Source organism: Streptomyces sp. NPDC058373 (genome assembly GCF_042723275.1).
Lineage (GTDB): Bacteria > Actinomycetota > Actinomycetes > Streptomycetales > Streptomycetaceae > Streptomyces.
Map to the genome: position 1 here is coordinate 121,386 of NZ_JBHXJE010000001.1, position 14,328 is coordinate 135,713.

Genomic DNA, 14,328 nt, shown 5'->3' on the forward strand with positions numbered 1-14,328 from the left:
GCCCTTTCACGGGCAGGCCCGGGACGGTTTCCCGGCGGTTTCCGCCGAGGCCCGTCCCGGGCCGGTCCGCTGCCCGCCCCGGGGTCAGAAGAGCTCGCGGATCTGCTGGACGCAGAGCACCACGAAGAGCAGTCCCGCGGCGGCCAGCATGGTGTTGCTGAGCCAGCCGTTGCGCCACGCGTCGGGCGTGCGGCGGGAGTTGAGGAGCGCCATGAGGGTGAAGGCGAGGAACGGCATGAAGAAGGCGCCGAGTACGCCGTAGACCAGGACCAGGCCGAACGGCTGGTCGAGGAAGAGCAGCGCCATCGGCGGGAAGGTCAGCCACAGCAGGTACGCGCGGAACGGTACGGACTTCTCCCGCTCGCCCTTGGCGACCTCGGCGGCGCCGCCCTCCTCGGCGGCGTCGGCCCGGACGGCCTCCTTGCGCAGCCGCTCCACGAAGTCGGCGAACATCAGGCTGACGCCGTGCCAGACGCCGATCAGGGAGGAGAAGGAGGTGGCGAAGAAGCCGACCAGGAAGAGGGTGGCGGTGGCGGAGCCGAACCGCTGCTCCAGCACGTCACCGAGGTCGACCAGGCCCTTGTCGCCGGAGGTCAGCACGAGGTTGGTGGAGTGCAGCAGCTCGGCGCCGATGATCAGCATGGCGACGACGAAGATGCCGGTGGTGACGTACGCGACCCGGTTGTCCAGGCGCATCACCTTCATCCAGCCGCTGGTGGTCCACCCCTTGGCGTTCACCCAGTAGCCGTAGGCGGCCATGGTGATGGTGCCGCCGACACCGCCGACGATGCCGAGCGTGTAGAGGAGCGAGCCGTCGGGCAGCGCCGGGACCAGGCCCGCCAAGCTCTTCGGCAGGCTCGGCCCGACCCGGACGGCGACGTAGACGACCACGACGAACATCACGCCGATCATGGCGGTCATGACCTTCTCGAAGACCGCGTACCGGTTGAACCAGACGAAGACCAGCCCGAGCACGCCGGTGATCACGGCCCACACCTTCAGCCCCGGCCCGTCGGGGAAGAGCGCCACGATCGGCAGGGCCGAGGAGGACATGGCGGTGGCGCCGTAGACGAAGCCCCAGATCACGATGTAGACGGCGAAGTACCAGGTGGTCCACCGGCCGAGGCTGCGCCAGCCCTCGAAGATGGTGCGTCCGGTGGCCAGGTGCCAGCGGCCGGTCGCCTCCGCCAGCGAGATCTTCACCAGGCAGCCGATGACCGCCGCCCACAGCAGCGTGTACCCGAACTTGCTGCCCGCGATGAGCGTCGCCACCAGGTCGCCCGCGCCGACGCCGGTTGCGGCGACCACGATGCCGGGGCCGATGTACTTCCAACTCGACTTGCGGGGCCCCGGGTCCGCCGCCTGTGGTGTGGCTGCCGCGCCGTCCGTCTCGGTCATCTGCCTGCTCCCCGCTGTGGTGTCGCGCCCGGGGGCGCGGTGGGCGTTCGGTACGAGGAGATCAAGAAACCGTAAAGCCGGGTCGGTCACAAGGGTGGCGGCACAAGTGGTCCTCCGCGCCCCGGAATGCCCGGCTCCGCATCACCTCGGCCTTTCGTCCCGATGGGCGGGGCCTCCTTCACGTCCCGGCGGCCCGGCGCCCGGCCCCGTACCCGGCGGCCGCCCCCGCCGCCACGTAGACCACCCCCACCGCCCCCCAGGTCAGGCAGGCGTCGCGGACCGGGGGCTGGTCGAAGCGGCTGGGGGCGAGGCGGAAGGGGTCGGCGAGGACGCGTACCCGGTCGCCCGTGCGATGCGGGCCGCAGCCGGAGGTGGTGGGAGGCAGCGGGTGGCCCTGGAGGTCGGCGAGGTCGCAGCGGGGGCCGGTGCGCGCGTGCAGGTCGCGGGTGACGACGGCGGAGATCCACTCGCCGCGCGTCAGCAGCAGGGCGTCCTGGAAGGCGGCGGAGGCGAAGCCGATGATCCAGAGCCCGGCGAGGAAGTGCGGCAGGACGTACCGCCAGGGCCGGGCGGTGGCGACCAGGACGGCGAACAGGGCCAGTCCGAGGGCGATCCCGGCGATCCCGCCCGCCTGCCCGGCCACGCCGCCGAGCAGGAACACCACCAGCAGCGCGGCGCCTCCGGCGGCGGCCGCGCCCCGGCGGGAGGCGCGCGGCCGGGCGGTCGGCGGGCGGTCCGGCGGGACGGTAGGGGCGTACGCCGCCGGCGCCGCGCCGAGGACGCGTACCGGCGCCGCCCGCACCCGGCCCTCGGTACACCGCGGCCCGTCGTCCCCGGCGCCGCCCTCCGCGGGCCCGCCGCTCTCCTCGCCCGAGGCACCGCCTCCGACGGCGGGAGCGGGGCTCCCGCAGGGACGGCTGTCGCTCTCCGCACAGGTGGTTCTGTCGCCCATCGTCGTCCGGCCTCTCCCGCGTTGGTCTGGCTCGCCGGGGACCCCATCCCCCACGCGCCTGGCTGGCAGCCCTCGCGTCACCCGCACGGCGGGCGCGCGGCTTCGCGCGATGCGCCCCCGCGCACGACCCCGGCGGGTGAGGTGCGGTGCGGCCGGGCACGGCGGCGCCCCCGCGCGCCGGAGCGGGCGGGGGCGTCGGGGCGGGCGGTCCGGGAGGTCAGCCCAGGACGGCGAGGGCGTCGATCTCGACGAGGAGGCCCTTGGGGAGGCCGACGTAGACGGTGGTGCGGGCGGCCGGCGGGGCCTGGAGGTCCTGCTCCGCGAAGTACTGGTTGTAGATCTCGTTCAGCTCGGCGAAGTGGTCGGTGTCGGTGAGGTAGACGCGCATCATCATGACGTCGTCCCAGCTCGCGCCGCCCTCCTCCAGGATCGCCTTGACGTTGGCGAAGGTCTGCAGGGTCTGCTCGCGCAGGGTCGGCCCGGCCGGGGTGGGCGCCTGGCCCTCGACGGCGGGCAGGAAGCCGACCTGGCCCGCGACCTGGAGGATGTTGCCCTTGCGCACGCCGTGCGAGAACTTCGCCGGCGGCGTCGTGTGGGTGGCCGGGGTGAGGGCGGTCTTGGTGAGGGGCGTGGCGTCGCTCATGGTGTCTTTCCGTTTCCTTGCTTGGTGGGTGCCGGGTCGGCCGGGACGGGGGCGCTGCCCGAGTACTCGCGGCTGATCGCGTCGGCGGTGCGGCGGACCAGCGGGAGCAGGGCGAGGAGTTCCTCGGCGGTGACGACGACGTTGGGGGCGGAGACCGACATGGCGGCCACCACCCGCCCGTCGGGGCCCCGGACGGGCGCGGCCACGCAGTTGATGGACTCCTCGTGGCCGCCGAGGTCGGTGGCCCAGCCCTGTTCGCGCACGAGCGACAGCTCCTTGAGGAAGGCGGCGGCGTTCGGCGTCGAACGGGGCGTGTACGGGGGGTAGTCGAGGCGTTCGGCGAGGGTGCGGCGCTCGGGTTCGGGGAGGTCGGCGAGGATCAGCTTGGCGACGGCGGCGACGGTGGTGGCGACGGGCTTGCCGATCCGGGAGTACATGCGGACCGGATAGCGGCTCTCCACCTTGTCGATGTAGAGGACCTCGTGCTCCTCGTGGACGGCGAGGTGCACGGTGTGGCCGCAGCGGTCGTTGAGCGCGACCAGGTGCGGGTGGGCGATCTCGCGCACGTCGAGGTGTTCCACCGCCTCCTGGGCGAGGGCGAAGAGGCGGGCGCCGAGCCGGTAGCGCTGGTCGGCCTGGCGGTGGACCAGGCCGTGCTCGTGCAGGGTGCGCAGCAGCCGGAGCGCGGTGGACTTGTGGACGCCGAGCCGGTCGGCGACCTTGCCGAGGTCGGCGGGGCCCTCGGCGAGCAGCGGCAGGATGCTCAGCGCGCGGTCGACGGTCTGGCTCATGGGACGCGTACCTCCTCGGCGGCCCCCGCCCGGGTCCAACCGGGGCCAAGGCGCAGTCTCCCCCACGCCGCGTCGTCGAGCGCGGCCAGGCGGTCGGCGTCGGCACGGGCGGGCGGGGCGGCGAGGTCGCCGGGGACGGTGAGGGCGGCGGCGGCCATCAGGTGGCCGTGGCGGAGCCGGTCGCGGGCGGGCAGGCCGCGCAGCAGGGCGGAGAGGAACCCGGCGGCGAAGGCGTCCCCGGCGCCGACGGGCGCGACCACGTCGACGGTGGGCGCGGGCTCCTCGGTGGCGGTGGCCCCGTCGTAGGCGAGGGCGCCGTGGCTGCCGCGTTTGACGACGAGGTGGCGGGGTCCGGGCAGGGCGGCGCGGATCGCCTCGGGGGTGTGCAGGTCCCAGACGTCGGCGGCCTCGTCCTCGCCGACGAGGACCAGGTCGGCGTGGTCGGCCAGTTCGGCGAGGACGGCCGGGCCGTCCGTGCGGCCCTGCCAGAGCCGGGGCCGGTGGTTGACGTCGAAGGAGACGAGGGGGCGGCCGGGCCGGGGCGCGGTGAGGGCGCGCAGCAGGGCGAGGCAGTCGGCGGAGAGGGCGGCGGTGATGCCGGTGAGGTGGAGGACGCGGGTGGTGCCGAGGGCGGCGTACGGGACGGTGCCGGGGCTCATCGCGGAGGCGGCCGAGCCGTGTCGGTAGTAGGCGACCTCGTGTCCCGCGGCTCCCCGGTCGTCGGCGGTGCGGAAGTACAGGCCGGTGGGGCGGTGGGGGTCGCGGGTGACGGCGGATGTGTCGGTGCCGTAGGCGGCGACGGCGTCGAGCAGGTGGTCGCCGAAGCCGTCGGTGCCGACCCGGCTGACCCAGCGGGCGCGGTGCCCGGCGGCGGCCAGCGCACAGGCGACGTTGGACTCGGCGCCGCCGATGGCGCGGGTGAAGGAGGGGACGGCGGCGAGCGGGCCCGGCCGGTCGGGCAGGAAGGTGATCATGGATTCGCCGAGGCAGACGACGTCCCAGTCGGGGCCCTGGCCGGTGCCCGTGCCCGGCGCCGCGGAGGCGGGGTCCGGGGCGGCCGGGCGCGGGGCGGGGTGTCCCGCTGCTGTCACGGCGTACTCCTTACGGTGGGCGGCTCCCGGCGCGCGGTCGGCGGCGGGTCGGTCGGCGGCGCCCGCACCGGCCGGCCGGGCCAGGGGGCGTCCGCGCGCCGGTCCCTCGGCGGCGGCGTCGGCCCGGCCCTGCGGCGGACCGCCGCGGCCTGTGCGGGGGTGGCGCCGCCCGGCCTGGTGCGGCCGGGTGACGCCGGACGGGTGCGGTGCGGCCGGGAAGGGTTCGCGCACCATTGACCCGGCATCGTCGGGGATGTTAGACAGCTCGGAGCGTTCTACGCAACGAGCGTTGCACAGAACGCAACACGGTGCGGACCGAGACGGTACGCACCGCGCCCGCGCCCTGACCCTCCGGGAGGCCCCCTTGTCGTCCGCCGCCGAGCAGCCCGCGTCCCCGCACGGCTCCGTGCCCGCCCGCGCCGCCGGACACGCCTTCGCCGACCCGGAGGGCGCCCGCACCACCGCCGAGCGCGCCGCCCGCCTCGGCGAGGAGCGGGTCGGCCCGCGCTTCAAGGGGCTGCCGCCGGACGCCGACGGGCTGACGGTGGGTGCGCTGGCGGCCGAGCGGCGCTCCCTGTTCACCGGCGGTTTCACCACGCCGGTCCTCACCCTCGACGCGGCCTCCCTCGCCCACAACCTGGCCCTGCTGGAGACCTACACCGAGCGGCACGGCCTCGCCTTCGCCCCGCACGGCAAGACCTCCATGGCCCCCGAGCTCTTCGCCCGCCAGCTCGCCCACGGCGCCTGGGGCATCACCGTCGCCGTCCCCCACCAGGTGCGGGTGGCCCGCGAGTTCGGCGTGCGCCGGATCTTCCTCGCCAACGAGCTGGTCGACGCCGCCGCCCTCACCGCGCTCAGCGCCGACCTCGACGCCGACCCGGGGTTCCAGCTCCTCGTCTACGTCGACTCGGTGCGCGGTGTCGAGCTGATGGACCGGGCCCGCTCCGAGGCGGGCGCCGTCCGCCCGCTGGACGTCGTGGTCGAGCTGGCGGCGGGCGACGGCGCGCGCACCGGCGTCCGGGACGAGGCGGGCTGCCGCGCGGTCGCCGACGCGGTGGACGCCAGCGACACGCTGCGCCTCGCGGGCGTCGCCGGGTACGAGGGCGAGGTGCCCGACGCCGACCCGGAGCGGGTCCGCGCCTGGCTGCGGCGGCTGACCGGGCTCGCCACCGCCTTCGACGCCGAGGGCCGGTTCGCGGACCTCGACCAGATCGTGGTGAGTGCCGGCGGCAGCGCCTGGTTCGACGCGGTCGCCGACGTCTTCGCCGAACTCCCGCCGCTCTCCCTGCCCGTGCTGAAGCTGCTCCGCTCGGGCGCGTACGTCTCGCACGACGACGGGCACTACCAGCACGTGACGCCCTTCAACCGGGTCCCCGAGGAGGGCGCGCTGCGGCCCGCCTTCCGGCTCTGGGCGCAGGTCCTCTCCCGCCCGAGCCCGGACCAGGCCTTCGTCAACGCGGGCAAGCGCGACGCCGCCTACGACCTGCACCTGCCCGACGCCCAGGTGGTCCGCGACGGCCGCACCGGCGTGCTGCGCCCGGCCGACGGCGTCACCCTCACCGGCCTCTCCGACCAGCACGGCTGGCTGCGGACCGAGGCGGGCGCGGAGCTGGAGGTGGGCGACTGGATCGGCTTCGGCCTCTCCCACCCGTGCACCTCCTTCGACAAGTGGCAGCTCATCCCGGTCACCGAGGCCGACGGCACCGTCACCGAGCTGGTGCGCACCTTCTTCTGACCCGGCTTCGCAGCCACCCCGGGGCGGGGCCGCACCCGCCGCCGCACGCACCACCGAGAGGTTCGCACCCCCCATGGATCTCGTCCTGCGGGACGCCCGTGTCGTCGACGGCACCGGCGGCCCCTCCTACCGGGCCGACGTCGCCGTCTCGGGCGGCCGGATCGCCGCCGTCCACCGCGCGGAGGCGGGCGGCCCGCGCCCGGACGCCCGCCGCACCGTCGACGCCGCCGGGCTCGCCCTGGCCCCCGGCTTCATCGACATGCACGCCCACAGCGACCTGGCGCTGCTGCGCGACCCGGACCACAGCGCCAAGGCCGCGCAGGGCGTCACCCTCGAAGTCCTCGGCCAGGACGGCCTGTCGTACGCCCCGGTGGACGACCGCACCCTCGCCGAGGTCCGCACCCAGATCACCGGCTGGAACGGCGGCGGCCCCGGCGACGACCGGGTCGCCTTCGACTGGCGCACCGTCGGCGGCTACCTCGACCGCCTCGACCGGGCCTTCGCGGGAGCCGGGTACGACGGCGAGGGCATCGCCGTCAACGCCGCCTACCTCGTCCCGCAGGGCACCGTCCGGATGTACGCGATGGGCTGGGAGGACCGCGCCCCCACCGCCGCCGAACTCGGCCGGATGCGCCGGCTGGTCGCCGAGGGCCTCCAGCAGGGCGCCGTCGGCCTCTCCTCCGGCCTGACCTACACCCCCGGCATGTACGCCTCCGACGCCGAACTCAGCGAGCTGTGCCGCGTGGTGGCCTCGTACGGCGGTTACTACTGCCCGCACCACCGCAGTTACGGGGCGGGCGCGCTCACCGCGTACGAGGAGATGGTGGCGCTCAGCCGGGAGGCGGGGTGCGCGCTGCACCTGGCGCACGCCACGATGAACTTCGGGGTCAACGAGGGGCGGGCGCGCGACCTGCTCGCCCTTCTCGACGGGGCGCTGGCGGCGGGCGCCGACATCAGCCTGGACAGCTACCCGTACACCCCGGGCGCCACCACCCTCGTCGCGATGCTGCCGTCCTGGGCGGCCGAGGGCGGCCCCGACGCGCTGCTGGCCCGGCTCACCGACCCGGCGACCGCCGCCCGGATCCGCGCGGACCTGGAGGTGACCGGCTCCGACGGCTGCCACGGCGTCCCCATCGACTGGGACACCATCGAGATCTCCGGCACCGCCGACCCGGCGCTCGCCGCGTACGTCGGCCGGACCGTCGCCGCCTCGGCCGCCGCGCACGGCGAGGAGCCGTGGACGACCGCCGTGCGGCTGCTCACCGAGGACCGGCTCGGCACCTCGATCCTCCAGCACGTCGGCCACGAGGAGAACGTCCGCGCGATCATGCGCCACCGCGTCCACACCGGCGGCTCGGACGGCATCCTCCAGGGCGCCAAGCCCCACCCGCGCGCCTACGGCACCTTCCCCCACTACCTCGGCCACTACGTCCGCGAGCTGGGTCTGCTCTCCCTGGAGGAGTGCGTCGCCCACCTCACCTCCCGCCCCGCCGCCCGGCTGCGCCTGCCCGACCGGGGCCTGGTCCGCGAGGGGTACCGCGCCGACCTGGTCCTCTTCGACCCGGAGACGGTCGCCTCCGGCGCCACCTTCGCCGCGCCGCGCACCCCGCCGACCGGCATCCCGCACGTCCTGGTCGACGGCCGCTTCACCGTCGAGGACGGCCACCGCACCCAGGTCCTCGCGGGCCGCTCGGTCCGCCGCACGCCCTGGCAGGGCCGCTGAGGCCCGGTCCCGGGCCCCGTCGGTTCCGGGACCGGGCCGCCGCCCGCCGGGAGCCGCTCCGGCCGGGCGGACGCACGCGGCACCGGTGTCCCGGCGGCCGGTCCGCGCGGGCGCGGGGGACGGGGCTCAGGCCCGCTGCCAGAGCGCGGGCGCGGTACGGCGGCCCCGGCCCGCTCCCCGGCGAGGACGATCTCCGCGCCGGGCAGCATGCGGAGGATCTCGTAGGGGCCGACGAGGTCGAGGGCGGTGAAGCCGTCGAAGAGGGGGAAGGCGATACGCACGACAGGCTCCGGTTCAGGGCGGTGGGGCGCCCGGGGCGGGGGCGCCGGGGCGCCCCATTCTCGGCGGGCGCCCCGGCGGGCGGCAACGGGTCACGGACCGGCCGGTACCCCCGATGCGGCGAAGGTCACTTTCTCTTTTCCCGGGCCCGTCACGGCCCCGCCCGACTGCATGCACCTGCCATCGGATCGCAAGCGGAATCCCGCCCCCGGCTGAGGGAACGATGGCGCGCCGCCCGTCACGGCAGGGAATGGGGCGGCGCGGGCGTTTCGCGGCCTGCCCCACCCCCACCTCGTGAAGGGGTCATAGCGGGGTGTTCTCCACGTACGGCGTGGGCCAAATCATGGAGCGGACCGGGAAACGCGGTCGTAAGCTCACGGACATGCAGGTGATCCAGTCCACGAAGCTCGCCAACGTCTGTTACGAGATCCGGGGTCCGGTGCTGGAGGAGGCGATGCGGCTGGAGGCAGCCGGTCACCGCATCCTCAAGCTCAACACGGGCAACCCGGCGGCGTTCGGTTTCGAGTGCCCGCCCGAGATCCTGGAGGACATCCTCCGCAACGTCGGCTCCGCCCACGGATACGGCGACGCGAAGGGGCTTCTCGCGGCGCGCCGCGCGGTGGTCATGAACTACCAGACGCTGGGCGTGGAGACCGACGTCGAGCACGTCTTCATGGGCAACGGCGTCTCCGAGCTGATCACCATGGCGATGCAGGGCCTCCTCGACGACGGCGACGAGGTTCTCGTCCCGGCTCCGGACTACCCGCTGTGGACCGCCTCGGTCTCGCTGGCGGGCGGCACGGCCGTGCACTACCGGTGCGACGAGCAGTCCGACTGGATGCCCGACCTGGCCGACATCGAGCGGAAGATCACCGACCGCACCAAGGCCCTGGTCATCATCAACCCGAACAACCCGACCGGCGCCGTCTACAGCGACGAGATGCTGCGCTCCCTCACCGACATCGCCCGCCGCCACAACCTCCTGGTCTGCTCCGACGAGATCTACGACAAGATCCTCTACGACGGCGCCACCCACACCCCGACCGCAGCCTTCGCCCCGGACCTGCTGACGCTGACCTTCAACGGCATGTCGAAGGCGTACCGCGTGGCCGGATACCGCTCGGGCTGGCTCGCCATCTCGGGTCCGAAGGCGCACGCCCAGTCGTACATCGAGGGCCTGAACATCCTCGCCAACATGCGGCTCTGCGCCAACATGCCGGCCCAGCACGGCGTGGTCGCCGCGCTCACCGGGCGGCAGACCATCCAGGAGCTGGTCCTGCCCGGCGGGCGCCTGCTGGAGCAGCGCGACACCGCGTACGACCTGCTGACCCAGATCCCCGGCGTCTCCTGCGTGAAGCCGAAGGGGGCGCTCTACCTCTTCCCGCGCCTGGACCCGAAGGTCTACAAGATCAAGGACGACCGGCAGATGATCCTCGACCTGCTCCGCCAGGAGCGGATCATGTGCGTGCAGGGGACCGGGTTCAACTGGCCCGACCCTGACCACTTCCGCATCGTGACGCTGCCGGCGGCGGAGGACCTCAGGGACGCCGTGACCCGCATCGGCCATTTCCTCGACGGGTACAGCCAGCCCTGACCGGCACCTCGCGCGCCTCACGGGGACGCGCGGAAACGAGCAGAGACGCGCAGAGACAAGGAGCCCCCTTCGGGCTCCTTGTCCTGTTTTCGACCACGGAGCGTACCCGGCCCGGCACGCTTCCGGACTGGCGACAACTTTAGACTGATTCCAATGTAGGATGGTGCTCAAGCAAGGAGCTGGAGGCCGTCCCCATGTACGAACCGATCCGCACCACGTCGGCGCACACCCTCCCGGACGACGCCGACTTCCCGCACCGCAGCCGCGAGGAGGAGCTGGACATCCAGCTCGCCGGACACCTCTCGGCACTGCTCGCCGTCACCGACGAACTGCGTACCCTGCGCCCCGACCCGGCGCTGGACGAGGCGGCCGAGCAGCTGTCCGGTGCCGTCGCCCGGCTGCGGCAGGGCGCGCCGCCCGTCCGGTCCGCCGTGGCCACCGCCATCCACGAGCCGCGGCTCGCCGCCCTCCACCAGCGCGCCCACGCCCTCGCGGGCCGGGCCCTGGTCGTCGCCGCCTCGCGCGCCGACACGGCGGCGGCGATCCTCGCCGCCCGGCGGATGGACGCCCACGAGGCGAGCCGCCGGGAGTACGCGACCGCCGCCTGACCGGGCCTCGCCCGTACGGCCTGGCAGCACGGGAAAAGGGCCGGTCCCCGCACGCCGTTGTGCGGGGACCGGCCCTTCCGCGTACCCCGGCTGGACCCCCGGGTACGCGGTCGGTGCGTGCGACGCGGACGCGTCAGGCGCTCGTACACCTCACGCGGTCGCGTGGTACGCGGGTACGCCTGCCGCGTGGGCGCTCGTGACACCCACGCGGCGGGCGAGCTTCGTCAGCCCAGGCGCTCGACCAGCGCGCGGTGCTCGTCCCACAGCTCCTTGGGCGTGTGGTCGCCGAAGGTGTTGAAGTGGTCGGGGACCAGCGCGGCCTCCTCGCGCCAGGCGCCCTTGTCCACGGTGAGCAGGAAGTCGAGGTCGGAGTCGGAGAGGTCCAGGCCCTCGGTGTCCAGCGCCCCCTTGGCGGGGAGCACGCCGATCGGGGTCTCGACGCCCTCGGCGGTGCCGTCCAGGCGCTCCACGATCCACTTCAGGACGCGGCTGTTCTCGCCGAAGCCGGGCCACACGAACTCGCCCGCGTCGTTCTTGCGGAACCAGTTGACGTAGTAGATCTTCGGCAGCTTCGCCTGGTCCTTGTCGGCGCCGACCTTGACCCAGTGGGCCATGTAGTCGCCCATGTTGTAACCACAGAAGGGCAGCATCGCGAAGGGGTCGCGGCGCAGCTCGCCGACCTTGCCCTCGGCGGCGGCGGTCTTCTCGGAGGCGACGTTGGCGCCGAGGAAGACGCCGTGGTTCCAGCTCAGCGACTCGGTGACCAGCGGCACGGCGGTGGCGCGGCGGCCGCCGAAGAGGATCGCCGAGATCGGCACGCCCTTCGGGTCCTCCCACTCCGGCGCGATGATCGGGCACTGCCCGGCCGGGACGGTGAAGCGGGCGTTGGGGTGGGCGGCGGGCGTGGTGGACTCAGGCGTCCAGTCGTTGCCCTTCCAGTCGGTGAGGTGCTGCGGCAGCTCCTCGGTCATGCCCTCCCACCAGACGTCGCCGTCGTCGGTGAGCGCGACGTTGGTGAAGACGGAGTTGCCCCACATGGTCTTCATGGCGTTGGCGTTGGTGTGCTCGCCGGTACCGGGCGCGACGCCGAAGAAACCGGCCTCCGGGTTGATCGCGTAGAGGCGGCCGTCCTCGCCGAACCGCATCCAGGCGATGTCGTCGCCGATGGTCTCCACGGTCCAGCCGGAGATGGTCGGCTCCAGCATGGCGAGGTTGGTCTTGCCGCAGGCCGACGGGAAGGCGGCGGCCACGTACTTGGACTCACCGCGCGGCGGGGTCAGCTTGAGGATCAGCATGTGCTCGGCGAGCCAGCCCTCGTCGCGGGCCATCACGGAGGCGATGCGCAGGGCGTAGCACTTCTTGCCGAGCAGGGCGTTGCCGCCGTAGCCGGAGCCGAAGGACCAGATCTCGCGGTCCTCGGGGAAGTGCGAGATGTACTTGGTGGTGTTGCACGGCCACGGGACGTCCTGCTCGCCCTCGGCGAGCGGCGCGCCGAGGGTGTGGACGGCCTTGACGAAGAAGCCGTCGGAGCCGAGCTCGTCGAGGACCTGCTGCCCCATGCGGGTCATGGTGCGCATGGAGACGGCGACGTACGCGGAGTCGGTGATCTCGACGCCGATCGCGGAGAGCGGCGAGCCGACCGGGCCCATGCAGAACGGCACCACGTACATCGTGCGGCCGCGCATCGAGCCGCGGAAGATGCCCTGCTCGCCGGCGAAGATCTCCCGCATCTCGGCGGGGGCCTTCCAGTGGTTGGTCGGGCCCGCGTCCTCCTCCTTGGTGGAGCAGATGTAGGTGCGGTCCTCGACGCGCGCGACGTCGGAGGGGTCGGAAGCGGCGTAGTAGGAGTTCGGGCGCTTGACCGGGTCGAGTTTCGTGAACGTGCCCTTGGCCACGAGCCCCTCGCACAGGCGCTCGTACTCGGCCTCCGAACCGTCGCACCAGACCACCTGGTCCGGCTGGGTCAGTTCGGCGATCTCGTCCACCCAGGCGATCAGTTCCTGGTGGTTGGTGGGGGCAGGGGGAGCCGCGATGTCGCGCGCCACGATCGCTCCTAAGTGAGGGTGTGAGAGGTGAGTGCCCCGTGGGGGCCGCGACCCGGATGCTTCGTAGCCGCTCATCCGGTGCCGACCGCACTCATTTGATCATCCGCCTGCTTTGCCCATCTGTCCAGGGGGCCGCCCACGTGAGCGTCGCCACGTATCGGGCACCCTTCGCTTGCGCCGCGGGGCGTCCCGGGGGCGGGGGGGGCGGCTGGCACCGCACGACCATGCCGGTCACAGACGGCCTCAAACGCCGGCCGGGCTGGTCATGGCTTCCCGCCGCTCGACCGTGCCGGTCACTGATGGCCTCAAACGCCGGCCGGGCTGGTCATGGCTCCTCACCGCTTGGTCGCGCCGGTCACAGACGGCCTCAACCGCCGGCCGGGCTGGTCATGACTTCCCGCCGCACGACCATGCCGGTCACAGACGGCCTCAACCGCCGGCCGGGCTGGTCATGACTTCCCGCCGCTCGACCGCGCCGGTCACAGACGAACGCCGGCCGGGCTTGGAGGTCGCGGCTCGTGCGTGGGGGACGGTGGGCGGGGTCTGCTTGATGGTGGGGTGGCCGGCGCCGGGCGTCGAGGGAGGTGCTGATTCCGTACCTACGGAGCCGTAGCTACCATTCCGCTATGACTCCGCCCCCCTCCGAGGCGACGACCTCCCCGTCGAAGAGCTCGAGCGCCGCCAAGCTCGCGGCCGAGATCCCCGCCATCGTCAAACCCAAACTCCGCGGCTGGCTGCACGCCGGGATGTTCCCGGCGGTCGTCATCGCGGGGCTGGCGCTGACCGCGTTCACCGACACGACGCGGGGGCGCGTCGCCTGCGCGATCTACGCCCTCAGCGCCTGTCTGCTCTTCGGTGTCAGCGCGCTGTACCACCGCGGCACCTGGGGGCCGCGCGGCGAGGCCGTCCTGCGCCGCCTCGACCACGCCAACATCTTCCTGATCATCGCCGGCACCTACACGCCGCTGACGATGCTCCTGCTGCCCGATTCCAAGGGGCGCTGGCTGCTGTGGGGCATCTGGGCCGCCGCGCTCGCCGGCGTACTCTTCCGCGTCTTCTGGGTCGGCGCGCCCCGCTGGCTCTACACCCCCTGCTACATCGCGATGGGCTGGGCCGCCGTCTTCTTCCTCCCGGACTTCATGCGGGCGGGCGGCGTCGCCGTCCTGGTCCTCGTCGTCATCGGCGGACTCCTCTACAGCGTCGGCGGCGTCATCTACGGCCTCAAGCGGCCCAACCCCTCCCCCCGCTACTTCGGCTTCCACGAGGTCTTCCACTCGCTGACCCTCGGGGCCTTCGTCGTGCACTACGTGGCGATCTCGATGGTGGCGTACCAGAACGGATAGGGCGCGCGCGGGCGCGGCGCGGGCCCTCGGGGGCGGGGGGGGGGGACCCCGGCCCCCCCCCCGCCAGGGGGCCCCCCGCGGGTTTAAAAAAAAAACCGCCCCCCAGCCCAACCCAGAACGGCGAAT

General features: G+C 73.6%; 11 protein-coding genes and 1 pseudogene. 5 read left to right on the forward strand and 7 right to left on the reverse strand.

Going from position 1 to position 14,328, the window contains the following annotated elements; translation table 11 throughout:
- Positions 1-84: 84 nt before the first annotated feature.
- From ACFWMZ_RS00580 to ACFWMZ_RS00600, 5 genes are all read right to left on the reverse strand, one after another.
- The gene (locus ACFWMZ_RS00580) at positions 85-1,398 is read right to left on the reverse strand and encodes an Nramp family divalent metal transporter (RefSeq protein ID WP_383180087.1); all 1,314 of its coding nucleotides are present in this window, start codon (positions 1,396-1,398) and stop codon (positions 85-87) included.
- Positions 1,399-1,576: 178 nt separating this feature from the next.
- The gene (locus ACFWMZ_RS00585) at positions 1,577-2,350 is read right to left on the reverse strand and encodes a hypothetical protein (RefSeq protein WP_383180084.1); all 774 of its coding nucleotides are present in this window, start codon (positions 2,348-2,350) and stop codon (positions 1,577-1,579) included.
- Between the two features lie 217 nt (positions 2,351-2,567).
- Complete coding sequence (locus ACFWMZ_RS00590; protein WP_383180081.1) at positions 2,568-2,993, reverse strand: RidA family protein; 426 nt, start codon at positions 2,991-2,993, stop codon at positions 2,568-2,570.
- Entirely contained in the window at positions 2,990-3,784 is a 795-nt protein-coding gene (locus tag ACFWMZ_RS00595) for an IclR family transcriptional regulator (protein WP_383180078.1), read from the reverse strand. Before ACFWMZ_RS00595 ends, ACFWMZ_RS00590 begins: the two co-directional genes overlap by 4 nt.
- Entirely contained in the window at positions 3,781-4,875 is a 1,095-nt protein-coding gene (locus tag ACFWMZ_RS00600; protein ID WP_383180075.1) for a sugar kinase, read from the reverse strand. Before ACFWMZ_RS00600 ends, ACFWMZ_RS00595 begins: the two co-directional genes overlap by 4 nt.
- Positions 4,876-5,239: 364 nt before the next feature.
- Here ACFWMZ_RS00600 and ACFWMZ_RS00605 point away from each other — a divergent pair, with 364 nt between their 5' ends.
- The gene (locus tag ACFWMZ_RS00605; protein ID WP_383198939.1) at positions 5,240-6,610 is read left to right on the forward strand and encodes an amino acid deaminase; all 1,371 of its coding nucleotides are present in this window, start codon (positions 5,240-5,242) and stop codon (positions 6,608-6,610) included.
- 73 nt (positions 6,611-6,683) lie between these two features.
- Positions 6,684-8,333 carry an amidohydrolase family protein gene (locus ACFWMZ_RS00610; RefSeq protein WP_383198941.1) on the forward strand — a complete coding sequence of 550 codons (1,650 nt, stop codon included), beginning with the start codon at positions 6,684-6,686 and terminating at the stop codon, positions 8,331-8,333.
- Between the two features lie 152 nt (positions 8,334-8,485).
- Here the strand turns inward: ACFWMZ_RS00610 and ACFWMZ_RS00615 are convergent.
- Positions 8,486-8,614, reverse strand: a pseudogene (locus ACFWMZ_RS00615) (DJ-1/PfpI family protein); the annotation flags it as partial.
- 380 nt (positions 8,615-8,994) lie between these two features.
- On the opposite strand from ACFWMZ_RS00615, the gene ACFWMZ_RS00620 reads away from it, so the two are divergent.
- Together ACFWMZ_RS00620 and ACFWMZ_RS00625 are read left to right on the forward strand one after the other, a co-directional pair.
- Positions 8,995-10,206 carry a pyridoxal phosphate-dependent aminotransferase gene (locus tag ACFWMZ_RS00620; protein WP_383198942.1) on the forward strand — a complete coding sequence of 404 codons (1,212 nt, stop codon included), beginning with the start codon at positions 8,995-8,997 and terminating at the stop codon, positions 10,204-10,206.
- Positions 10,207-10,400: 194 nt separating this feature from the next.
- Positions 10,401-10,814 carry a hypothetical protein gene (locus ACFWMZ_RS00625; RefSeq protein WP_383180063.1) on the forward strand — a complete coding sequence of 138 codons (414 nt, stop codon included), beginning with the start codon at positions 10,401-10,403 and terminating at the stop codon, positions 10,812-10,814.
- Between the two features lie 224 nt (positions 10,815-11,038).
- On the opposite strand, the gene ACFWMZ_RS00630 is transcribed toward ACFWMZ_RS00625, so the two are convergent.
- Positions 11,039-12,859 carry a phosphoenolpyruvate carboxykinase (GTP) gene (locus ACFWMZ_RS00630; protein WP_383198944.1) on the reverse strand — a complete coding sequence of 607 codons (1,821 nt, stop codon included), beginning with the start codon at positions 12,857-12,859 and terminating at the stop codon, positions 11,039-11,041.
- Between the two features lie 626 nt (positions 12,860-13,485).
- On the opposite strand from ACFWMZ_RS00630, the gene ACFWMZ_RS00635 reads away from it, so the two are divergent.
- A complete protein-coding gene (locus tag ACFWMZ_RS00635) occupies positions 13,486-14,202 on the forward strand; it encodes a hemolysin III family protein (protein WP_383180057.1) in 717 nt (238 codons plus the stop codon).
- Positions 14,203-14,328 lie beyond the last annotated feature (126 nt).